The organism is Thermoanaerobacterium aotearoense, from assembly GCF_009905255.1.
Taxonomy (GTDB): domain Bacteria; phylum Bacillota; class Thermoanaerobacteria; order Thermoanaerobacterales; family Thermoanaerobacteraceae; genus Thermoanaerobacterium; species Thermoanaerobacterium aotearoense.
The window spans coordinates 328,518-350,987 of sequence record NZ_CP047602.1 but is presented as its reverse complement, the minus strand read 5'-3'; the positions used below and the strand labels follow the sequence as shown (position 1 = coordinate 350,987).

Below are 22,470 nucleotides of genomic sequence, written 5' to 3'. Positions count from 1 at the left end.
CTTTTACCTTTATCTGAATATTTTCTATCTCTTTTTTATGGAATCATCATTTATTTGAGCTTTTGCAAATCCTAAATAGCTTGTCAATTCATCCAAATTTCCCAATGTCTCTATTCTCAAATCGTCCTTTGGAATTCTTTCTCCATTTAATAGCAACGTGTAACCATCATCACCAGTTTTAGTATAAACACTCATTGTACCACCTGCTAATCTAAGTATTTAAGTGGCAAACCCTTTACATATTTTGCAGCATTGCATCCAACGAGTCGTGGATCAAAGTTTTCACTTGTCTTTGAAAGAATCAAAGGTGTATTGATTTCCAAGTTTTTAGAGTGCAAACACACTAAATCTCCAGATATGCCTATTCCGATACCTAATACAGATGCTTTTGCTGCATCATAAGCCATTTTCATAACATCAGCACATTCATTGTAAGATAATCTATATAATGCACCTTCTTCTTCAATGCCAGCTATAACCTCGTTTATTATATATTTGTTTTCTGTATTTGCAAAAATCACTATTTGAGGCTTTATAAATTCCATAAAATCACCCTAAATAAGACATCACAAGACCTGTCGCTACAGCATTTCTTGGCCCTTCGATTTTTCTTATATTCCCTCTGCCTGCTATGATTTTGTATTTTGATAGCTCTGATAAAATCATCTCTGGAATTTCAAAGTCCAAAGCAGAACCGCCAACCAAGACTACATTTGGTATTCGCCTTAAATTATTTTCCGGAGCAATTTTTTTCAAAGCTCTAATAGCATTTTTAACGAAAACTTTATCCTTCGCTTGTCTTCGCACGTAAATAATCTTTTCCATTGTCAAATCTTCTTTAAATACAGGGATCATGTCATTTTCTTTTAAAATTACGATCCTACCGTAATATCGAGGATTTAAAGGTTTGTCAAAAAACTTTATCTCCCTATTTTCCATTCTTATGTGAAATAGGCTTTCAACTTTTCCAATCGGATTTCTCTTTATTTCTTCAGACAAATATCTATCATTTAACCCTAATTCTGAATCAATAAGCATTGTGACTAATTCTCCAGCACCTGCCATGTGTATAGATTTTACAATGCCTTTTTCATCAATCAAAGCTGCATCTGTAGAACCCCCACCGATATCCAGTATTGCAAGTGGCAACTTTGTGCCTGGAGTTGTAAGCGCACCTAATGTAGCCATCACAGCTTCTACTCCAGCTATTTTTACAAATACACCCAACTTTCTTTGAAGCTTTTCTGCAATTTCTATCATCGGAAGCGTATCTGTCTTTACCATAGCCGCCAACACGACTGCTTTTTCCATTGAAGTCTCACCAGCAAGTCCGCCCTCTACTTTAACAGGGACTGTCGTATCAACAGCGAAGATATCTTTAATCTTTATCTTATCTACTTTTTGCCCAGTTATATTTGCCATCTTGTTTTTTAGATTTTTTATCATATTCCCAACATTTGTATTTTCTTCACCTTCTACGTCATCAATTGTGCCGACTTCTTCAACTGATTCCATTATAGCTTCAGCACCAGAATCAACACTTACTTTTGATGACATAGTAGGCCCCATGATTAAGAGATTACCAGCCGGAATTATTCTTTCTTTCACTTGTCCCCTCGGTGTTTTTATGACAACTGCTGACTTTTTCCCCATCAAACTTTTCGAAATCGGTATGACATACTTTGTCTCTTCTGGAGTTAAGTCAAATATTGTTGCGATACCATAAGGATTTGATAACGTGCTTATGGACTTGCCTTCTGGTGCCACCTCTACAGCCGCTACAACACCCGATGGAATCTTTTCTATCTGCCTTACTTCGTCAACAATTGGTATAATCTTTTTAAGCCTGTTGTTGATTAAAACTGCTTCATCGCTTTGAACTATAGCAGCTTTTACATCAATATCGTTTTCAAAAGATTTGTTTATCATTATTGAAGCTTCTTCATAGCCAATCTCCTTAGGTATAACCACAATGTAATTTTTGCCTTTAGTAGCATCAGCTAAATCATTTATATGTATTATCTCGCCTACTCCAAGTCCGACACCACCCGGCGTGGATGGATTATGACCTATCATAGTCGAACCAGTGATAACAGTTTCCGTTATTGTCTCCATAGCAGCACCACAGACAACTGGGGCGGCTTCATTGATTCTAATGAGGCTTAAATCCCTAATATTCTTGCCAATTTTTTTTAGTGCCTCAGTCAATCCATTAATAACCCCTGTCACATTATCCACAGTGCCTTTTACACCTGTCGTAGCTGTCAAGGAACTGCTTAAAAATTCTAATGTATTGTCATCTTTAATAGCGGCTATACACACTTCTGTTGTAGAATTGCCAATATCAACACCTGCTATGAGTTTCATCTGAAAAGCCCCTTTAAGTTTTCAAAATATTTCTTTTTTCATATACTTCAGCAGCCTCAAGTATCAAGTTTGCACAGTTAATGGCATTGTACTTATCTCTTAATTCATAGGCAAGATTTATAAGCTCTTCCTTTGTAGATCTAAACGGCCTTAAGCTCTCATATATTTCCAAAATCTTTTCATCTGGAACATCTGTAAGCTCCGATGCTCTTGTGAAATTCTCCTTCATCTGATGCCTGCCGTATCTTTCTGCAATTTGCCCTTGCATTAAAAGCACTTCTTTGGATATCTTGATATCATCGGGTTTTACGTTTCCCTTCATTACATTTTCAATATTTATTTCATTCAAATGTTTGCCTGTTTTTGTCACCAATTTATCAAAAGCACTTTTTGATAGCGGATATTCTTCCATATTTACCATCCCAACTTTTACAAGTCTATCGTCAATTGGATTGATTGAGCATTTTTCAATATCTTTTCCGTCTCTTTTATATGCATTATAGCAGCTTTCACTTGGTATTTAGGTCTCACCATGTAATCATTTTGAATCAAAATAGGCTTTACCATCATGCCTTTAGCATATCTCGCCGCATTTTTGCCTATTTCCCTGTATAATTCTAAATTTAGCAGTGGAGCTTGTGGAAACAGTTCTAAATTGCTTAAAGGATATAAATCTTTTTGATGAATCACTGTAGTACCTTTTGATTGTATGCCTATGCCTATTCCCGATCCGCTTAATAAAGCAGCTTCTTTGCCTATGAACGCCACATCAGAAGTCTTTAGAACTCTTACAATTCTATGAACCATACCTTCTTCTTCGATGCCTGCAATTATTTCTTTTATGACATCTCTATGGTCAAGGCCATTTATAGTCTTTTTTATATGCTTTCCAAATGCAGGCCCAACACCAATGACGACTTCCTCTATATTTTTACCCTTATAGGCAACTCCATTTTCAATAAAATACGAAGGCACATTATCAGTTTTATGCTTATTATTTAATTCTTCTATAACACGTTTAGTAATTTCTTTTAACAGTTCTTCATCTACGTACATTTTTTCACCATCTTTACAAATTGTCAGGATTAATGGTGTAAGGAATATTCTTTATCTCTTCCCATCTATCTTTATCAATCCTATATCCTGTTCCAGGTCCTAAGTAATCATTTGGACAATTTATGGCGCTTATAACATTAAAATCTTCATCAAGAATAGCTGATGTCTGCAAATAGTCTCCAGATATGCGCTGTTTTAACATGTTTAAAATGTTTTCCGCTATATCCTCATGTCCAGATCTATATAAAGCCTTTACGATGTCAATGCCTGTAATCCCTCTTTTCATCATCTCATCGATTGATTCAAGGTCAGACAAAACATCTCTTTCAGGCATATCTTTGCTGCCGTGTGCATATGCTGCTGCTTCTACTTCTTCATCTGTAACTACTCCAAGATTTAACTCTCTAAATACATCCTGCAAAGCTTTAGCTGCCTTTCGCCTCACTTCTACCACATCTTCTTCTTTTACAGGCCTTAACCCTCCATCTACCATTAAATCCCTTTGCAGTACATTGTAGTCATCAAAATCTTCTGCATCAAAATTGGAACCTGCAAACATATTGTCATAATTAGGCGTTCCACTGTAACCTGAAAATATGAAATCAGTACCGGGTAAAAACTGCATCATAGTCCTTGCTGTCCTTCTTATGTCTGAATGTGTAAAAGTCTGATCATTGCCTGATGCTACCTCTAAATCAAGCATAGATGCTATAAGGTTTTCAGCCAGCACCGCCCTTATACCTGAAGGAACTGAGCTAGTTATGCCTATACAGCTTATTGCACCATTTTGAAGCCCCTGCACTCCTGCACCTTTTGTAACCATGATGCACCTGATTTCCAGGTACAACATCGATTTACCCTCTGCATTTCCCATAAGAACTTCTGAACCTGTACCTGACGTAAACCTCATTTTCAATCCTCTTGACGCATAAGCAGAAGCAAGGAATGCTTTGGAGTAAGGTGTATCGTCACCATCTATAAAAACACTTTCAGTTCCATAAACAGATATAGTCTCAGCGTATGTGGTAAATCCCCTCATGCCTAATTCAAGTTCCGTCGCCTCCTCAACAGCACATTGAGTAAGCACGCCTCTTTTTAATGCCTGAGACCCTATCAATAACGCTATTGCATTAAACGGAGCATATTTTGTCACTCCTACGGTGGTCTCTTCTTCCCTAAAACCTCTTAAAGCACATTCGGCAGCATCCGCTGCAATCTGCACAGGATTATCTTTAAGATTTGTAATATGTGATTGATTAGCCGGAATCTTTCTTGCTCGCATTTTCTGCATAGCCATCATCATTTCAACGACATTAAGATGATTTACAACTTCCATTATTTTGGCAGGTGTAAGTCCCGAAACTACTTTTATTATAGTCTTTCTCTCTACATTTATATCTACAAGCATTTTGGCTATATCAAGCGAGTTCATTTTCATGGATTTCTCAGCCTGATAAATATTTATAGCGTGATCAGCTATGAATAAATCTATAAAATCAAAGTCTTCTCTTCTCTTCCCATCCATCTCAACGATCTTGTCGTTTTCAATCTTTATTGATGGCTTAGGATCATTGGGACTACACATTGCTATGAAGCCTTTTTCTGGCCATTCATTTATAAATCCATCCTGATTTACAGGTCTTTTGCCGAGAACCTCAAATCGCTTAGAATGTTTCATAGAGAATTCCTCTTTTTATTCGAAATATGTTTTTAATTGTATTTCAATTGTTCTAATACTTTCTTAGTGATAACATTCACAAGTTCAGAAATGTCATCATCATTCGATTTTGCAGAATTTGTGCTGCATCCTAATGTACTGCACAAATCGCCTGGATGTCTTCCTTTTAAACCGAATTTTCTCCTAATTTCATAAAGCTTTTCTACTTGGCTATCTGATAATTCTTTTGGACCTCCGAGAAGTGTAGAAATAAATGTCAATTTTGCGTAAAATTCAAGTGATTCCATCTTGTAGTATGCGCTAATTAAATCAGGACCGTATGTCAACGCACCATGATTTTCTAATAAAAGCGCATCGTAATTTTGCAAATATTTAGAGACGGCATCTGGCAGCTCTTCTGTAGAAGGCGTCCCGTATTCGGCTATCGGCACACAGCCTAAAGATATAACTGCTTCTGGCATTATTGGCTTTGTAAGCGGGATCCCTACAATAGCAAAACCTGTGCCAAATGGTGGATGTGCATGTATGACTGATTTGACATCTGGCCTTTCTCTATAGACTCTAAGATGCATCTTTATTTCTGTGGACGGTTTGTAGTCGCCTGAAGATTTTAATACTTCACCGTTTAAATTAATATTTAATAGCATGTCTGGAGTCATGAAACCTTTGCTGACACCGGTAGGCGTCGTTATTATTTCATTTTCACCAATCCTAACGGTGATATTGCCGTCATTCGCTGCCACAAACCCATTCATGTAGATTCTCTTTCCTATTTCGCAGATCTGTTTTTTTACCTCATATTCAGAATACACTTTTTGCCCTCCTTTAAATAAAGTTAATTTTTATTGAATTTATTTTGATTTATGTCTGTTTTATTTTGTTTATCTTTATTATATCAATATTTAATAAAATGTCAATAGCATTATGCATAATTAACAAAATTAAAAATAATATTTCTTTAAAATAAAAAAACATCCCACAAAACGTGGGATTTAGCTAACAATAGATTAAATCAATATTGTGTTTTTTCAAGAATTCTTCCCATTCTAAAGACAGCTTTCTATCGGTAAATAGATAATCGATTTTATCTAAGTCAAACATCTTGACGAACGATGACTTGTCAAATTTGTTGTGATCAAGAAGTAAAAACACTTTTTCTGCCGAGTTGGCCATGGCTTTTTTTATTTCAGCTTCCATTTCGTTTGACTCTGTAATGCCATTTGTCATGTCAAAACCTTTTGATGATATTATGGCTTTATCTACACAGAAATTTTTTATCATATCTTCCGCGAAATTTCCAATTAGCGACATAGAATTTTGCTTCAATACTCCTCCTGTAGAAATGACTTTGCAATCTTTCGCATTTGCTAATTCTAATATTATCTTTTCCGAATTTGTTATGACTGTAAGCTTCTTTTTGAATTTTAATTGCTTTGCTACTTGAAGAACTGTAGAGCTTGAATCAAGCAAAAGTGTATCACCATCTTCAATGTATTCGGCAACCTTCATACTTATGGCCTGTTTGCTTTCTATATTCGTTATTTCCCTTATATTTAAGGGGATATCAGCACTTGAATTTTCATTTATAACAGCACCACCATAAGTCCTCTTTAAAAGCCCTTCTGCTTCAAGTTTCTCTAAATCTCTCCTTATAGTTTCCTCTGTCACATTAAACAATTTACTTAACTCAGGCACCAAGACGCTTTGATTTTCCTGTATAAGCCTCATTATCCTCTTCCTTCGTTCTATCGCAAGCATATACTTTCCTCCACTTTTTTAAATTTTAATTAAATTATATACTAAAAACCAACAATAAACAACATAGTATCAAATAACACAATATGAAATAAATAAAAGCATGATAAAAACACCGATTTTTTTGCATAAAAATAAGGCGGCTTTAAAGGCCACCTTTTCAAATACATCTCTACTATTTTGAGGAATGCATAATTTCAGTTTTATTAATAATCACATCACTCACTGTAAATCCGTCCCCTTTTTAATATTTTATCAATTATTTCAGCTCTTTCCTCATTTAATTTCGCATAATCTTTCAATGCATACATTTCGAAATTCATTCGCCTTAAATCATCGCTGCAATAAATTATTTTTTTCGTTCCTACCACCTGAGCTTTGAATACAGTTGATGCTTTTCGCAAATCTATTAAATCCACATCCCGTTTTAGTAAATCCGCTAATTCCTGCGAAATCATAAATAAATCATAACCGCTAATATCTTTATCACTTAAATACGCAATATCAATATCACTGTCGCTTCTAAATATACCATTTACAGCCGAACCAAACAGATATATTACATACGCTCTACTTTATTTATAAGAAAATTCTTTATTACATCGACTTGTTCATCGTTAATATTCATAGTCATCACCACCATTCATCATGATACACATGACATTAATAGAAAAATCGCTTGTATAAAAAGACATTAATTTCTCTTGATAAAATCTTTCAAGACTATTATGCCATATTGTTCTATCTCATACAATAGAAATTCATCTCCTCACTAAAAGATGATAATTTTCTTTCGAGTTTTTTATATAATTTAGCGTTAATATTAAATAACAGCATTAAAAAATCTCCCCTCTTTTCAGATGGAGAGATTTTTAATCATATATTCATTTGAACATCGTCACAAATGACTTAAACAACGTTCTTACATCATACTGATATTGATTTATCGGTTCCACTGGTCTAGTTATTCCAAAAAGTTTATATACAGCAATTCTTGCAGACCTAACTGAATATTCTTCGGTGAATACTACGTCATCAGGTATTTCACAAAATTGCCCAATAAATGCTAAGTTAGTTGAGCCTTCCGGTACAACTTGAGGTCTATCTCCTATTGACCTTGGCATAAATTGTGCTGTAATAAATGGCATCATGCATGGAATGCAATTTGCTGATCCTATTATATCGTCCATCTCTTTTTCAAATTTTAAATGATGCAAAAGTTCAATTAATATTTCTTCTCCTGTACATTCTGACATTTTCTTTTTAACATAATTGCCCGGATTATCTGGATACAATCCATACCCCCAAAATACTTTTACATCATCAGGTTGATTTCTAAAGTGTGGTTGATGTGCCAAAACAATTGACATAAACCAATTAGAATCCTTAAACGTAACAAGAGCACCTGTCCCAGCTTTATTGCGCGAAAATTTCTCCATCAAATCAAAAAACTTTGAATTATTACAAGTTACAGTAAATGATTCCCACTTTGATCCTTGTATATTATCGTCAAATACAGTAGGATTTCCTAAACCTTGTTTTTTCTTTGAAATCTTATCCCACAATTTCCACGATGCACCTTTATCGTTTAAAACAGGTGGCTTTGTCATGGCTCCCAAGCTGTAGCCCTCTGTCATAGAACCATTCGTGACAAATACAACATCGCTTTCATTTAACTCAATTGTCTTTTCTATGCCTTCTTCTTTGTAGTATATCTTTGTAACTGTGATTTCATCTGAATCCTTAAAGTCTAGATCTGTTACGACGCATTTCAGTTTGAAATCAACATTGTGATTTTCCAAGAACTTCTTTATTGGTAAAATTAAAGAATCGTATTGATTATAAGGTGTTCTTGTCACACCTTCCAATGTATGAATTCTTGGAAATTCATGCATAAACCTTATCATATATCTTCTTAATTCTGCTAAGCTATGCCACGGTTGAAATGCAAAAGTCGTTGCCCACATGTACCAAAAATTGGTCTCAAAAAAGTGTGGTTTAAACCAATCACTAATTTTCAACATATTAAGCTTTTCTTCAGGTGTTACAATGAGCTTTGCCAAAGCAATCCTATCCTCATTGTCAAAACCCATAGATGATACATCTACAACTTCACCGTTATTATCAACAAGTCTTGCATTGGAATGGGTTGGATGTTGAGAATCAAATTCAATTATCTCTTCTCTAACAGATTTTTCCGGATTGTCGATGGATGGTATTGACAATAAAAGCTCCCAACTATTTTCATAAGTCTCATCGTTCAGCATCCTGCCGCCTCTTATTACATATCCAGTTTCAGGATTACCCGCACCATCATTGCTTCCACCTAAGACATTCAATTCTTCGAAAATATGAATATGATCACCTGGAAAGCTGCAATCCCTAATCAAATAGCACGCTCCTGCAAGCGAAGCTATTCCTCCTCCTACAAAATAAGCATGAGTGTTTTTATAATCTCTCATAAAAAATCAGCTCCTTGATTATCAAATATTTCTAAAAATAATATAGCTTTATAACGCCGATTTTGAAATAATCAAAGAGCTTAAACTGTATAAAATTTTGACATTTGATAGAATTTGTATATTTTTTAATCACACAGCTCATATTTTTGCAGAGCTTTCATAAAATTGCCTTCAATAAGTTCACTTAAATCTTTAATTAGTTTCTCCGGTTCTTCCTTCATCCCCTTTTTCATCCATTGTATGATCAATCCTATAAATGCCAAGGTATAAAAATTCGCAATAAATTCCCTGTGTTTCTCCTTCACTTTCATATTTTTGGATATTTCATAAACAACCCCAATAACAAGATCATATGTTACAGAGTAAAGATAATTCTCCAAGTGTTCTCTCCCCAATGAGTTTAATGTATTCATGCAGAATAATTTGTTATCCTCAATGTATTTAAATACTTGATAAAATCCCTCTGTCCAATGTTCATAATTTTTATATTGAGAGATTTTTTCAATAGCTTCTTTTTTATAAATCCACTCAAGCAGTTCAAAAATATCGTGAAAATGATAATAAAAAGTCTGCCTATTGAGACCACATCTATCTACTATATCCTGTACGGAGATTTTATTTAACGGCTTTGTCTTCATCAATTCTTTAAGGGCATCAGCCATTACTTTTTTCGTTATTTGAGAATTTGCCATACACTACTCCTCCACATACGGCAAGGTTGAATTTGCGTATGGAAGAACAAGTACCTTAGGATCGCGGTATTTTTTAATGGCTTCATCAAGTGCATCTTGAACGGTTTTAGCGTATTTAAAGAATATCTTTTCAGTAAAACTGCGATCAAAAGACGACACAAGGTATATATCCGCCCTTTTCAATACTTCGCAGATTACAGCGGCTTTGTGTGCTCCAAGCCTGAATTCTTCTTTTATCCATTTCAATGGTTCATCTATAGATGACGAGTTTACCATCCAATCTGAAAAAAGCTTCTCTCCAAGCCCTTCTTTGCATTCCGCAACCAATATTATAGTGCCGCCATCTTTTACAGAATATTGGGCATTGTCAAGCCCTTTTTGAGCTTGATAAAGGTTAATGTCTTTTGGGTATCCTCCACATGAAGCAACGACAATATCAGCTTTTTCGGGTATAACTCTTTTGTACATCTTATCGATGTATTTAGCGCCTTCTCTGTGGGCTTTTATGGGATCTCCAGATACTACTTTTACTATCTCTTTATGACTGTTTAAAACTGCATTTACTATAAAATCAACACCTGCCAGCTTTCCTCCTTCTTCGATGTCTTCTCTCATAGGGTTTCCATCGATTTTGCCTGGCATCGCTCCTTCTGAAAACATAAGGACGTGGTTTTTTTCTATTGTATTTTTGCTGCAAACACCTGGAAGCAGCGCTTTATGTCCTCCGCTGTATCCTGCTTTATAGTGAAGCTCTAAGTTACCTGTAGCTATGATGAAATCTGCATTGTATACTTCACGAAAGACTTCTACAGGCGTACCTCTTTTTGTAGTGCCAACGTACACGCAATCATCTATATCATGGTCGATACACTTTATCCTTTTAAATACTTCTTCACCAACAAGCGTCTTCTTTTCATCATCTGTATGCTTTCTATGGTATCCAAGCCCAAAAACGATTTTTATGCTATCATCGCTTATGCCTGCCTTGTTTAATTCATCAATTATAGGCGGTATCAAAATTTGTGATGGTGATGGCCTTGTTATATCACTGGCAAGTATGACGACATCTTTTTTGCCCTTAACCAAATCAGATAAAGGCGCTTTATCAATTGGTTTTTCAAGCGATCTTAATACTTCTGCCATGGGGTCTTCAACGCCTGGCAAATCCTCAGGATAAAGCACTGTAGACATATTTTCATCTACTTTTACATTTACCGTACCTTTCCCGTATTTCAATGAAACATCCTTATATCCCATCGCAAACCTTCCTTTACAATTTATATTTACCTAAGCCTTAATCCTGTCATGTCGTACAATGTGTCATTTATTTTTTTGATGATTTCATCTGTGACATCGCCATCTATCGATATGCCAACTGTCAGGTCGTCTAAATAAACGCTTGGGTTTTTCTTAAGGTTAACTCCCATTTCTCCGAATACTCTCTTTGCAATATTTATGACTTCTATCTGATTGCATCCATTTCCTACCAAGATCGGCCAGCCAGTCTTCTTTATAAGCTCGTCTATTTTTTCTTTGTACCTTTCGCCGACTACTTTAGATATGAAAGATAGCTCAATGTACTTGATGCCGTTTAATGTCTTTATGCTTTTTTTATAGGGCTTATGTGGCAAATCCTTAAATGTTTCATCTATGATCTTAAGTGCTTCATTCTGCTCCAGTTTATCATCGCCTGTATCGACGAGGTGAATTGTATCAACTGGCGCGTCTTGCCCATTAATGTTAAGCTTAAGTCCCGTCTCATTGTAAAATTTATCTTTTACTTCCTCAATATTTTCAATTTCTCCGTCGATCTTTACAGATACTAATTTGTCGGCGGCTTTGTAAGAAACTTTGTTAACAGAGACATTTGGCATAAGCTTATATATCGCATCATTTATAGCTGAGGTATTTACATTTTCGTTTAATTCGACTTTCCACCCTGTCATTTTTTCAAATTCTTTAAATAAGTCTGAATACTTATTTTTAGCTACATCTGGAAAATCAAAGTACAAAATAGCTATCTTCTCATCAAATCTGGCACCCTTTTTGTATAGTCCTGACTCTCTGCTGAAGTATTCATCAACTAATGAAAGCATCTTGTTCACTTCCATAGGGCCTTTATCTTCTTCTGACTTCAGTTCTTCTTCTGATACAGGGCGATATAAAAACATCCTCTTTTTATCAGGCTGAAAGTATACTGAGTTATTTAGCAAATCTTTTAAAGCATCAGTATCTTCCACGCAACCCCATATTTCCCCTATATCTTCTACAGACAATCCTATGTCTACGCCAATTTTATCCAGCACAAATCTCCAAAGCTTCTCTACATTGCCTTCATTTAAAGCATCTTCCATTTTCATTGAAGGAAACGGCTCTCTTTTAAGCTGTTTTCGCGGATTTTGTATATCGATATCGTGCACATCGCCATTTTGTGGTACATACACATCTGTCCTAATGTCCCTCTGCACTTCTCTTCCTAAAAAATCTATCACATCTGGATCGCCATGGATTAAAAACACTTTTTTAGGATAAAGGAAATTTACAAGCGACAGTATCTCGCTCATATCGGCATGTGCCGAAAGTCCAAACTTGTCAACTGCACATTTTACCGGTATTTCTTTATCCCCCAATTTAAGCTTTTTATCATCGTCTTTTTCATCTGTAAGCTCCAAAAGCCTTCTCCCTGGAGACTCCTCGTCTTGATACCCTGTTATGGCTATCAGATTTTTTTCGTCTCCTGCCAGCTTTTCAGCATACCACTGGCTGGGACCGCCTGTAAGCATTCCTGAGCTTGATACTATCACGCATGGCTCTTTTATGATTTCTTCCCTCATTTCAGGCATGTCAACTGGCATCACGTTGCCATCAAAGAATATTTCTCCGCCTTTAAAAATCTTCTTAGCCAAATTTTCCCTTAGGTAGTTTGGATTTAACTTGTATATCCTGCATATATCTTTTACCATGCCATCTACGTAAACCTTTGTATTTATCATGCCTTTATTTATAGCTTTTTTTAGTATGAGGATTATTTCCTGCGCTCTCCCAAGTGCAAAAGCAGGTATCAGCACCTTTCCGCCATTTTTTACTACAGATCCTATCTTCTCAACAAGCCTTGATTCTTCTAATTCTCTATTTGCATGAAGCTTATCGCCATACGTTGATTCAAAAAAGGCTACATCTGGCCTTAATTTAGGTATTGAGGCACCTTCTATCGTATTCTGCCTAAATCTCGAGAAATCACCTGAGTAAAAAAAGCTTCCCCCATTTCCGACTATGTATATTGACGCTGCACCTGCTATATGACCGGCGCTGTAGAAAGTAACCTTTAAATCAGCGTCTAAAAAAGGTGAAAATGTATGCCCAGGCGTATGGCATATAATCCTGTTTAGCATTTCCTTTACATGTATCTCAGCATAAGCGGGTATCTCCGCTTCTCTTTCCATTATCTTTAAGCTGTCGTACAAAAGTACCCTTGTCAAATCTTTTGCAGCATGTGTCATGTATATCTTGGCATCCGGGTAAATCCTCGATATTATAGGCAGTGCGCCAATGTGATCCATGTGAGCATGGCTTATCAATATCACATCGACGCCGCCATTTTCCTGAATAAGCTGAAAATCAGGAAGGTTATCCTTATTAGACGACATCCTTATGCCGCAATCCAGTAAAATATTTTTTCCATCTATATTCGCTAAGTAGCACGATGCGCCTACTTCACTTGCTCCGCCGCAAAAACAAAGTTTCATGTGTATCCCCTTTACTTGACTTTATTTGTAAGCTTGCCTATTCCTTCAATCTCGATTGTAACCACATCCCCTGACTTTATTGGTCCCACTCCAGATGGAGTGCCTGTAAGTATTACATCGCCAGGATTTAATGTCATCACATGGGATATGAATGATACAAGCTTAGGCACATTGAATATAAGGTGTTTCGTGTTGCTGTGCTGCTTCAATACGCCATTTACGTATGTTTTTATCTCTAAGTTTGATGGATCTACGTCCGTCTCAATCCAGGGCCCTATCGGCAAAAACGTATCAAATGACTTTGCTCTTGTCCACTGCCCGTCTTTTGACTGCAGATCTCTGGCAGTGACATCATTTGCGATTGTATAGCCAAGTACATAGTCTAATGCCTCATCTTCTGAAACATCTTTTGCCGTCTTTTTTATCACGACAGCCAGTTCTCCTTCGTAGTCAACTCTCTCTGACATTTTTGGAATCACTATGTAATCATCAGGTCCTATCGCTGCAGTTGCAGGCTTTATAAACAAAGTAGGCTCATCAGGGCGCCTGTCCCCCATCTCCTCAATGTGATCTCCGTAATTCAATCCAACGCATACAGCCTTTGTCATATCGCATGGCGGCAAAAGCTTCACGTCATCAATCTTTAAATTTTTAATCAAGCTCCCATCTATTGTAAAAATATTTTCACCATCTACTACTCCATACTTCTTTCCTTCATCATCTATTCTTACAATTCTCATGTATACCGCTCCTTTTTATATCTTTTTATAGATATTTTAGCATAATATAAAAGATGTGTAAAAACATTTTAGTAATTTAAAGTAAAAAATTTTATTGACACAAGGGTCTTTTTGTTGTATTATTATTACAATAATTTGAGTGAAAGACGATGAAAGAGGAAAGTAGGTATGTAGAGGATTAAAGAGAGTCCGGGATGGTGGAAGCCGGACATCTTAAGCATATTGAAGTTCCCTCTTAAGTTGCGATCTGAAACTAAAGTAGGTGATGCCGGAGTCTTCTACCGTTAAAAAGAAGGGAGTATGATTGTACTCTTAGAGTGAACCTTTCATGGTTAATAAAGGTGGTACCGCGGAAAATCTCCGTCCTTTGGGATGAGAGATTTTTTTTATAAGATAATATGTTAAAAGGGGTTGATTTGATGGTCATTATAATGAAAGAAAATGCCACAGAAGAAAATATAAAAAATGTCTGCGAATACGTAAATAAATTCAATCTATCGACGCACGTAGTAAATGGTGCTGAAAGGTCTATAATCGGCGTCATCGGAAATGTGGAAATCCTCGAAGATAAGCCTATATCCTCAATGGAAGGCGTATACGACGTCGTCAGGATTTCCTCACCGTATAAGCTTGTGTCAAGGTCTGCAAAGCCTGACAGCACTGTGGTAAGAGTCAAAGATGTAGACATCGGCGGAGGCAGTTTCGTCATGATGGCAGGTCCCTGTGCTGTAGAAAGCTATGAGCAAATGCTTGAAGCTGCCAGGGCAGTCAAGAAATCCGGTGCAAAAGTTTTAAGAGGCGGCGCATATAAGCCAAGGTCATCACCATATTCTTTCCAGGGATTAGAAGAAGAAGGGCTTAAGATATTAAACGCTGTTGGTCAGGAAACAGGTATGGTCACTATAACCGAGATAGTCAGCAGCTCCCACATCGAAAAAGTATCACAATATGCAGATATACTCCAAGTAGGCTCAAGAAACATGCAAAATTTTGAGCTTTTAAAGGAAATAGGCAAGTCAAATATGCCAGTTTTACTGAAGCGGGGCTTATCATCAACCATAGAAGAATGGCTTAATGCAGCGGAATACATCATGAAAGAGGGAAATCCAAATGTCATATTTTGAGTGATTTCGGAAACTAATTTCCAGCGTCATACTATGGCATAAATTAGAAATTAGATACAGAAAATAACAAAGCCTTTGCGATAAAATACTGAAAAGAGGAAAGAAAATGTAAAATAATGAAAATCAATTTAAAAAAAGAGTATAAGAAATAAAGCCTAATAAAATAGGTTTAAAAATTAACAGTATATGGAATCTCAATATTTATGCTGCTCTACCTAATAATCCATCAAGCATAGAAATAAAATCAAACTTAGATTTTTTCAATCTAGCATCAAGATGGATATTAATAGAATGTATCATAATCCAGAAAGACCAACGCTTTTTGCCTCTGGTTTTAGATAGCTCCAACTCATAGTCATTAAGAAGCCTTTTGTTAACACGCTCAGAAGAAGTTCGCTTTTTCATCTCGCATTTCCATTCATCAGAACCACGTGGAATGACGGTAAACAAGCGAGGATCAGATGAAGGCTTCGTATAAACGGTTCTACCATAATCAGAAGAGGAGCACTTATCTTTACAATTACATGAATCAACTTTACCAGTCGCAAAAGGACAGCGCCATTTAATTCTGTTACGGTCTTTCATAAAACCATTGTAAACCATAGATAATCCTGCCATACAGACAGGAATACCATTTTCATTGATTTTAATAGTACCTTGGTACTTGCTGTTGTTTTTATTCTTCTTATTAAGCGGAATTACAGGTTTAATATTCCACTTATTAAGAAGATGATAAGTAGGGTAATTATCATGAGCACAATCACCAATAAATTTATCAAAAACGAAATCAGGATACAAAGCCCTTGCTTCAGACAAAGCAATAATAGCAGTAACACCATCATAACGAGGAGCCTCAACCAAGCGAAGATAAATCGGAATATCAGATTTAAGCTCTTCGTTGTATGTCACTAAAAAATAACCAGAATAACCATAAAACCATGTCTCATGATAACTATCCCAACCATAGCGAGCATCGGGGTCAGAGAACTTGCGATGGCAGTCACAATTAAATATACCCTTATTAGCACAATCACAAGTTCTAATACCGAAAGGACTTCCGCCGGTTTTAATACAAGTACCGTCACCGGAGATAGTAAGTTTTTCAATATCACCGAGGATGCCATCATTGGCGGAAGGCCTAACAGCAACATCGGCAAAAATTTGTTGAAGAAGCTTCTCAGGTCTTGACTCAAAAATTTTACCCTGTAAAGCCAAATCAACAAATTTCTGTATAATACCAGGGTGGCGTGGTGGGAGCTTCTGATTTTTAGCAAGTTTTTTACGTGGTTTGCGTTTAAAAGGATGGAGAGAATCCTGTCGGTCTTTTTCAATATCAGGATCCTCAAGCCATAACCTGTTAATCAAGTCATAATGAGTACCAACACCAGGAATATTATCAGGAGACACGCCAATCATGCAACACAAAAGATTATCATGATGAAGCGTGTAAACCCATTTAGTAATACTGTGACATTTAAGAAGAGACATAAGTACAAAAGACCGAAAAACTTCAGGCTGATTTTTGGCTGGAGAACCAGTATTAGAGTAATAAGGTTCCAGTACAGGTTTAAGAACATCAAGATCTAAATTATAGAGTTTAGATAAAGCTTCAGAAAATTGAAGGACACGATTTTTATCTGAAGCATAAATGGGTTGAATATTTTCGACAAGGAAAGACTGATAATCAGAATGCGAACGCCATGCGCCCAACATAAAATCACCTCAATAACAAGTAGTATGGTAAAAACACCATCCATTTCGATTATTGGGGCGATTTAAAAAAGTCAAGATAGAATGCAACCATATATGTTAAATAAAGGGAAATATAAAGAAAAAATCTTACAATGTAAATAAAGATGTAAATGAATTGGAAATCGAAAAAGGATTTCAGAATGAAATTTTGGGGGATAAATTTAAAAGATGTCTCCTGAAATTCAGATATATCAGGCAACAGAAGTTGCCGAAAATATTCATATTTTGTGAAAGGGGCATACGCACATTTGAGACGTACACAAGGAACACTCTGGACTTAAATGCCGTCGCTGCCGTTAAAAACCTTTCGCATCTACCTGTGATTGTCGATCCAAGTCACGGCACAGGCAGGCGTGACCTTATAGCGCCATTATCAAGGGCTGCTGTAGCAGTTGGGGCAGATGGACTCATCATAGAAGTACACCCACATCCCGACATGGCCCTTTCAGATGGTGCGCAGTCATTAACGCCTGAAGAATTTGATAAGGTTGCAAAAGAAGTGAATAAAATTCTTTTGGCATTGAAAGATTAAAATTAAAGCTGGATTATCATACGATAGCCCAGCTTTTTTTGTCGGCATACATTATTCCATTGTCATCAAGATATTTTTTTGCATCATCTTCAAAACCATTAATCGAATAGTATATAAAGTAACCTTTTATGCCTAAAGTCTTCATATCTCTTACTGTTTTTACAAATTTCTCAGCATCATTTTTGCTAATAGGCTTCTCCCAACTTTTTACTTCTATGAAAAGATCTTTACCTTCTTCATAGCTTTTTGCCCAGATATCTATTTCGTGTTCTCTTCCACCTTCTAACATAACCTTGTATGGTTTTACCTCTTGATATCTTGTAAATTCAGCTCCTTGTATCGGATTGTATATTTTGTCTTTCAACGCTGCATTTTCTTTTTTATATTGTTCAAACTTAAGGTACTTCATCAATACATATTCTAATATATGTCCTTTATAATACTTTTCTCTGCCTTTTAAACTTTTTATTTCTTTTTGCAAAGCCTCTATCTGCATAAGCTCTTTTTCACGTTCTTCATCTAATATTTTCTCTAACGGAAAATTCTCTATTTCTTCCTCGTATTTGTATCTAAACACTTTATAAAATATGTCATCTGTCATGCCTTTATACCTTATGCTTGTACTCCCTTCACTTATGAGATCTCCCTTTATTAGCATTTGAAGTTTGTTCTCAGCTTCTCTGTCATCATACGGCAAATTGCACTTAGCTATTATCTCTTGCCGCGTCCACTCTTTCTCTCTATTTTTTGACAAAAACAAAACTATTTTCTTTGCATTTTTATCATTCACCGTGCTTAATGTTCGAGTTATGTATTCCATCCATGTTCCGTATATGCTGCCACGCCTTAATTCAAAATCCAGTGTTTTCATAAGCCCGTCAATAGTAGTTAAATCTTTGTCTTTGTATATGCTTCGTATTATTGCACTTATATAAAATGGATCTGAGTTTACTAATTTGTTTAGATACAATGCCACATCATCTGACACGGGAACGCCTGTTATTATGCTGTAATTGTATATTGCTTCAAGTCCTTCTTCTTCTTTTAAATTATTAAGCTCTGTCTCTATAAATCTTCCTGGCAATTGACCTCTTATTATGTTCTTAAGCCAGCTTACCCAGCTTCCCGTTACAAGCATTGGCGCAACTTTTGATTCTGCCAACGACAAATATGTTCCTGCAAGATCATTAGCTACTCTTGTTTTTCCAGTATCCCAGTATATTTCACTATTCATAAATTGAAATTCATCGATTATCTGTACTATGTAATCACCTGTCACGCTTGCAATTCTATGCGGTGCCGATTGAGCATTATTCCAAATCGTATCAACCATATCTTTATCTTTTAACGCATCTTTAAATAGCTTTATGTTATCTGAAATGGCTTTATATCCGTTTTTCAATGCAATTTCATTTAACTCATCAAGGCTTTTTATTGTACGGCATAAGCTTACATCCCTTAGTTTAAAACCAAGATATTGAGATATGAAAGACGTATAAAAGCTTAAAGCAAAGTCAACGATCCATTTGCTGCCTTCCTTTACTTCAAAATAAAATGGCACTAAAGGTCCATTTTTTGTGTATATGATATTGTAAAGCCTTTCCACAAGTGCTGTTTTTCCTTTTTTCCCTCTTGACAGCAGTGCTGTTGATCTTGATAATTTCATAGATATCTCGTCTGCCCATCTTTCAAAATAAGACAGCTCTTCCTTTCTTCCGGTAAACAAATCAGGCTGTCCTATTCTCTCTTCAATTGCGTATATCAATTTATTATCAGCCATCATAACACCACCTTGCAATTGGTATCTCTTACTGTAAGTATACCGCAACAGGCAATAATTAACAACAAACTTTTACAGACAATCTTAAGTTCCTGTGCTCGAACATCTTTTAATGCCTTCCTATAATTGATGCAACTAAAATCAATATAAGTGCTGTAACCAGCAACATATAATGCAGCCAAAAATATTTGTAAACTTTCTTAAGCAAGATTAAAAGGTGTATAAAAGAAATTAAATAAAGTATGCAGGCGAACTGTTCAAAAATTAGTCCACCTGCATTAATAATATCTTGATCCGTACAACTAAGCTGCTTAATAAAGAAACACTGATTTTAGCTGCACTCTTTATCAATACATATTTGGAAAACCTAATTGTTTTAATGCCTCGTAAACCACAATTGCCACAGAATTTGACAAATTTAAAGACCTTTCTGCTTTTACCTCGTTCATAGGTATCCTTATGCAGTCATCTTCGTACTTCTCCCTCAGCCACTGAGGAAGTCCTGCTGATTCTTTCCCGAAAAGGATGTATGACTCGTCTTCATACACTACTTCGTGATAAAAGTGTTTGCCTTTCGTCGTAGCTAAATAATATTTACATCCTTTTGTAGACTCTAAAAACTCCTCTAAATTTTCGTACACCTTTAAGTCAAGGTATGGCCAATAATCAAGTCCAGATCTTTTTAAATACTTCTCATTTAAAGAAAATCCAAGTGGCTTTACTAAATGAAGCTTAGAGCCTGTAAGGACACAAGTCCTGGCTATATTACCCGTATTTTGTGGTATCTCCGGTTCAACCAATACTATATTTATAGGCATTTACATTCCTCCGTTTTATTTAAAGAACTTTCTTGGTATGTACTTCCACATGGCTTCTATCATCTTATCATTAGGTTCAAAGTAGAGAATCGTCCTTTTGCCGCCATTTTCAAAGACAGCAAAGTACACATCGGGCGATGCCATTGAGCTTACCGCTTCTACCTTGTTTGGTATCTTTCTGTACTCATCTGAATACTTGTCGCTTGACACCTTTGCTACGATTTCAAAGTCTTTGCAGTCAACACTTAAAAGTCTTTTCCTCCTGCTTTCAGCCACTATCCTGTCTACATCCAGCTCACCGTTGGTATATGCGTACTCGTATTCAATGTTTTGCGATTTAATCACGTAGTAAGCAAAAAAAGGTATGGCAACGATAAAAAAGATGAGGAAACCTTTCACAAAAGGTATAAGTGGTATTATAAAAAAAACAATTACCAATGAAGCTAAAATAAGTCCCAAAGCTTTAAGCGTATCTTTAGATGTCCTCTGTTTCTTTACAAGTTTTTCAATAAATATATCCACAAAATCAACTCCCAGCTTAATTATACTTTTATAATAAATTTATTTTATCAAATTTGCAACACCATTATTTACACCATAAGATATTTCCACTTTCCCTGCTTAAATCTATAAGTGTACATGAAAGAACGAACGACGAAGTCAAAGCATATTCCTATCCATATGCCATATATGCCCATGCCCATCCACTTGCCTAAAGCGTATCCTATAGCAATCCTGAAAAGCCAAAGCCCTATAAATGCCGTCACGACTATATACACCAGATCCCCTGCTGCCCTTAAAACACCAGATAGCACATTCATTATAGCCAGCATCGGTTCAATCGCAGCAAATATCCTTATTACTACAGCACCCATCCTTATGACTTCAGGATCTGTTGAATAAAGCGCAGCAAGCTGACGTGCAAATATAAACATGGCAATGCCTATGACTGTTATTATCCGCACAGCTATTTTATTTGACAGTTTTCCGTACGTCTCTGCCAACATCATCTTTCTGGCCCCTAAGCTCCTTCCGACCAAGGAAGTGGCTGCCAGTTGAAATCCGAATATAGGCATAAATGCAAGGCCATTGGCATTCATGCCTATTTGGTACACTGCAATAGACGCAGTACCCATTGTAGAAACTATAACCTGCATTATCAAAAATCCGCCTTGCATTATAAGCTGCTCTAAAGACGCAGGGACGCCAACCTTCACGATTCTTAACATCATGGGAAAATTAAGCTTCACTCCGTCTTTTATGCTTAAATTGATCCTTCTCTTTCCAAAGTAAAGAACATAAAGTTGTATAAAACCGCCTATGACCCTCGCTATAGTAACAGACATGGCAGAACCTTTTACTCCAAAAGCAGGTATAAGCTGATGTCCACCGACATTTACGCCAAAGACTGTAAGAGAATTTAAGATTAGGCTTATCAAATTTATGGTAGCAGTAATGTACATTGGCGTCCTGGTGTCACCTGCACCTCTTAGCGCACCACCCAATACAATATCTATTATCACAAATGGCATGCCTAAAAGAATGATCTTGTAGTACATAAGCCCCAGCTCAAATACATCTTTTGCTACAGAACCAAAAAACAATTTTATCAGCGGGACAGCAAAGATGTATCCGAAAACGGTAAACAAAATAAAAATGATTATGCACATTACAAGCGCCTGCATTACAGCAAGCTTTGCATTTTCATCGTCATCTTCTCCTATCAGCCTTGCAACGATTACCGTACACCCTGTAGACAGCCCTGCAAATATAGATTGAAAGAAAAACACCAAAGTATTTATCATGCCTACTGCCGCTATAGCTGCTGTACTTATGTGACCTACAAATATGGTTGATACCATGCCAACCATCATTATAAGCATTTGTTCAGTTATAGAAGGCCATGCCAGCTCCAATATTTCCTTTTGAAGGCTAAATCGCTGTTCAGTTTTCTCCATTTTGACCCCC

The 22,470-nt window shown here is 36.2% G+C and carries 20 protein-coding genes, 1 pseudogene and 1 other annotated feature; of the genes and pseudogenes, 2 read left to right on the top strand and 19 right to left on the bottom strand.

From position 1 onward, the window contains the following. Nucleotides 1-24: 24 nt before the first annotated feature. From GSH73_RS13640 to GSH73_RS01585, 14 genes are all read right to left on the bottom strand, one after another. Entirely contained in the window at nucleotides 25-195 is a 171-nt protein-coding gene (locus GSH73_RS13640; RefSeq protein WP_014757180.1) for an ATP:cob(I)alamin adenosyltransferase, read from the bottom strand. An 11-nt stretch (nucleotides 196-206) separates the two neighbouring features. Then, entirely contained in the window at nucleotides 207-545 is a 339-nt protein-coding gene (locus GSH73_RS01645; protein ID WP_014757181.1) for a glycerol dehydratase reactivase beta/small subunit family protein, read from the bottom strand. 4 nt (nucleotides 546-549) lie between these two features. Beyond that, nucleotides 550-2,367 (bottom strand): diol dehydratase reactivase subunit alpha, encoded by a 1,818-nt coding sequence (locus GSH73_RS01640; RefSeq protein ID WP_014757182.1) that lies wholly within the window; start codon nucleotides 2,365-2,367, stop codon nucleotides 550-552. Nucleotides 2,368-2,380: 13 nt separating this feature from the next. Further along, on the bottom strand, nucleotides 2,381-2,779 hold the full coding sequence (locus GSH73_RS01635) for a diol dehydratase small subunit (RefSeq protein ID WP_014757183.1): 399 nt from the start codon (nucleotides 2,777-2,779) through the stop codon (nucleotides 2,381-2,383). A 17-nt stretch (nucleotides 2,780-2,796) separates the two neighbouring features. Then, on the bottom strand, nucleotides 2,797-3,423 hold the full coding sequence (locus GSH73_RS01630) for a propanediol/glycerol family dehydratase medium subunit (RefSeq protein ID WP_014757184.1): 627 nt from the start codon (nucleotides 3,421-3,423) through the stop codon (nucleotides 2,797-2,799). Between the two features lie 13 nt (nucleotides 3,424-3,436). After that, nucleotides 3,437-5,101: a propanediol/glycerol family dehydratase large subunit gene (locus GSH73_RS01625; RefSeq protein WP_014757185.1), complete on the bottom strand. Its 1,665-nt coding sequence runs from the start codon at nucleotides 5,099-5,101 to the stop codon at nucleotides 3,437-3,439. A gap of 32 nt (nucleotides 5,102-5,133) precedes the next feature. Then, nucleotides 5,134-5,913, bottom strand: a complete 780-nt coding sequence (locus GSH73_RS01620) for a class II aldolase/adducin family protein (RefSeq protein ID WP_014757186.1) — start codon at nucleotides 5,911-5,913, stop codon at nucleotides 5,134-5,136. A 184-nt stretch (nucleotides 5,914-6,097) separates the two neighbouring features. Beyond that, a complete protein-coding gene (locus GSH73_RS01615) occupies nucleotides 6,098-6,859 on the bottom strand; it encodes a DeoR/GlpR family DNA-binding transcription regulator (RefSeq protein ID WP_014757187.1) in 762 nt (253 codons plus the stop codon). Nucleotides 6,860-7,074: 215 nt separating this feature from the next. Further along, nucleotides 7,075-7,365 carry a type VII toxin-antitoxin system MntA family adenylyltransferase antitoxin gene (mntA, locus tag GSH73_RS01610; protein ID WP_432422594.1) on the bottom strand — a complete coding sequence of 97 codons (291 nt, stop codon included), beginning with the start codon at nucleotides 7,363-7,365 and terminating at the stop codon, nucleotides 7,075-7,077. Nucleotides 7,366-7,740: 375 nt separating this feature from the next. Beyond that, the gene (locus tag GSH73_RS01605) at nucleotides 7,741-9,318 is read right to left on the bottom strand and encodes an oleate hydratase (RefSeq protein WP_014757189.1); all 1,578 of its coding nucleotides are present in this window, start codon (nucleotides 9,316-9,318) and stop codon (nucleotides 7,741-7,743) included. Nucleotides 9,319-9,443: 125 nt separating this feature from the next. Then, the gene (dhaS, locus tag GSH73_RS01600; RefSeq protein ID WP_014757190.1) at nucleotides 9,444-10,010 is read right to left on the bottom strand and encodes a dihydroxyacetone kinase transcriptional activator DhaS; all 567 of its coding nucleotides are present in this window, start codon (nucleotides 10,008-10,010) and stop codon (nucleotides 9,444-9,446) included. Nucleotides 10,011-10,013: 3 nt separating this feature from the next. After that, on the bottom strand, nucleotides 10,014-11,267 hold the full coding sequence (larAH6, locus tag GSH73_RS01595; protein WP_014757191.1) for a nickel-dependent malate racemase, LarAH6 family: 1,254 nt from the start codon (nucleotides 11,265-11,267) through the stop codon (nucleotides 10,014-10,016). 26 nt (nucleotides 11,268-11,293) lie between these two features. Further along, complete coding sequence (locus GSH73_RS01590; protein ID WP_014757192.1) at nucleotides 11,294-13,756, bottom strand: MBL fold metallo-hydrolase; 2,463 nt, start codon at nucleotides 13,754-13,756, stop codon at nucleotides 11,294-11,296. Nucleotides 13,757-13,767: 11 nt separating this feature from the next. After that, nucleotides 13,768-14,496 (bottom strand): fumarylacetoacetate hydrolase family protein, encoded by a 729-nt coding sequence (locus GSH73_RS01585; RefSeq protein WP_014757193.1) that lies wholly within the window; start codon nucleotides 14,494-14,496, stop codon nucleotides 13,768-13,770. A gap of 140 nt (nucleotides 14,497-14,636) precedes the next feature. Further along, nucleotides 14,637-14,867 (top strand) — a binding site (T-box leader). Nucleotides 14,868-14,915: 48 nt separating this feature from the next. Here GSH73_RS01585 and GSH73_RS01580 point away from each other — a divergent pair. Then, on the top strand, nucleotides 14,916-15,620 hold the full coding sequence (locus tag GSH73_RS01580) for an N-acetylneuraminate synthase family protein (protein ID WP_235062535.1): 705 nt from the start codon (nucleotides 14,916-14,918) through the stop codon (nucleotides 15,618-15,620). A 201-nt stretch (nucleotides 15,621-15,821) separates the two neighbouring features. Here GSH73_RS01580 and GSH73_RS01575 read toward each other — a convergent pair whose 3' ends face one another. After that, nucleotides 15,822-17,333 carry a hypothetical protein gene (locus tag GSH73_RS01575; RefSeq protein ID WP_014759563.1) on the bottom strand — a complete coding sequence of 504 codons (1,512 nt, stop codon included), beginning with the start codon at nucleotides 17,331-17,333 and terminating at the stop codon, nucleotides 15,822-15,824. 250 nt (nucleotides 17,334-17,583) lie between these two features. Here GSH73_RS01575 and GSH73_RS01570 point away from each other — a divergent pair. Continuing rightward, nucleotides 17,584-17,904: pseudogene (locus tag GSH73_RS01570) on the top strand (3-deoxy-7-phosphoheptulonate synthase); the annotation flags it as partial. A 16-nt stretch (nucleotides 17,905-17,920) separates the two neighbouring features. Here the strand turns inward: GSH73_RS01570 and GSH73_RS01565 are convergent. The 4 genes from GSH73_RS01565 to GSH73_RS01550 all read right to left on the bottom strand — a co-directional run bounded on the left by GSH73_RS01565 (nucleotide 17,921) and on the right by GSH73_RS01550 (nucleotide 22,460). Further along, nucleotides 17,921-19,684, bottom strand: coding sequence for a restriction endonuclease (locus tag GSH73_RS01565; RefSeq protein ID WP_014757195.1), 1,764 nt, complete (start codon nucleotides 19,682-19,684; stop codon nucleotides 17,921-17,923). Between the two features lie 347 nt (nucleotides 19,685-20,031). Beyond that, entirely contained in the window at nucleotides 20,032-20,502 is a 471-nt protein-coding gene (gene trmL / locus GSH73_RS01560; RefSeq protein ID WP_014757196.1) for a tRNA (uridine(34)/cytosine(34)/5-carboxymethylaminomethyluridine(34)-2'-O)-methyltransferase TrmL, read from the bottom strand. 15 nt (nucleotides 20,503-20,517) lie between these two features. After that, entirely contained in the window at nucleotides 20,518-21,024 is a 507-nt protein-coding gene (locus GSH73_RS01555; RefSeq protein WP_014757197.1) for a DUF6106 family protein, read from the bottom strand. 68 nt (nucleotides 21,025-21,092) lie between these two features. After that, complete coding sequence (locus GSH73_RS01550; protein ID WP_014757198.1) at nucleotides 21,093-22,460, bottom strand: MATE family efflux transporter; 1,368 nt, start codon at nucleotides 22,458-22,460, stop codon at nucleotides 21,093-21,095. Nucleotides 22,461-22,470 lie beyond the last annotated feature (10 nt).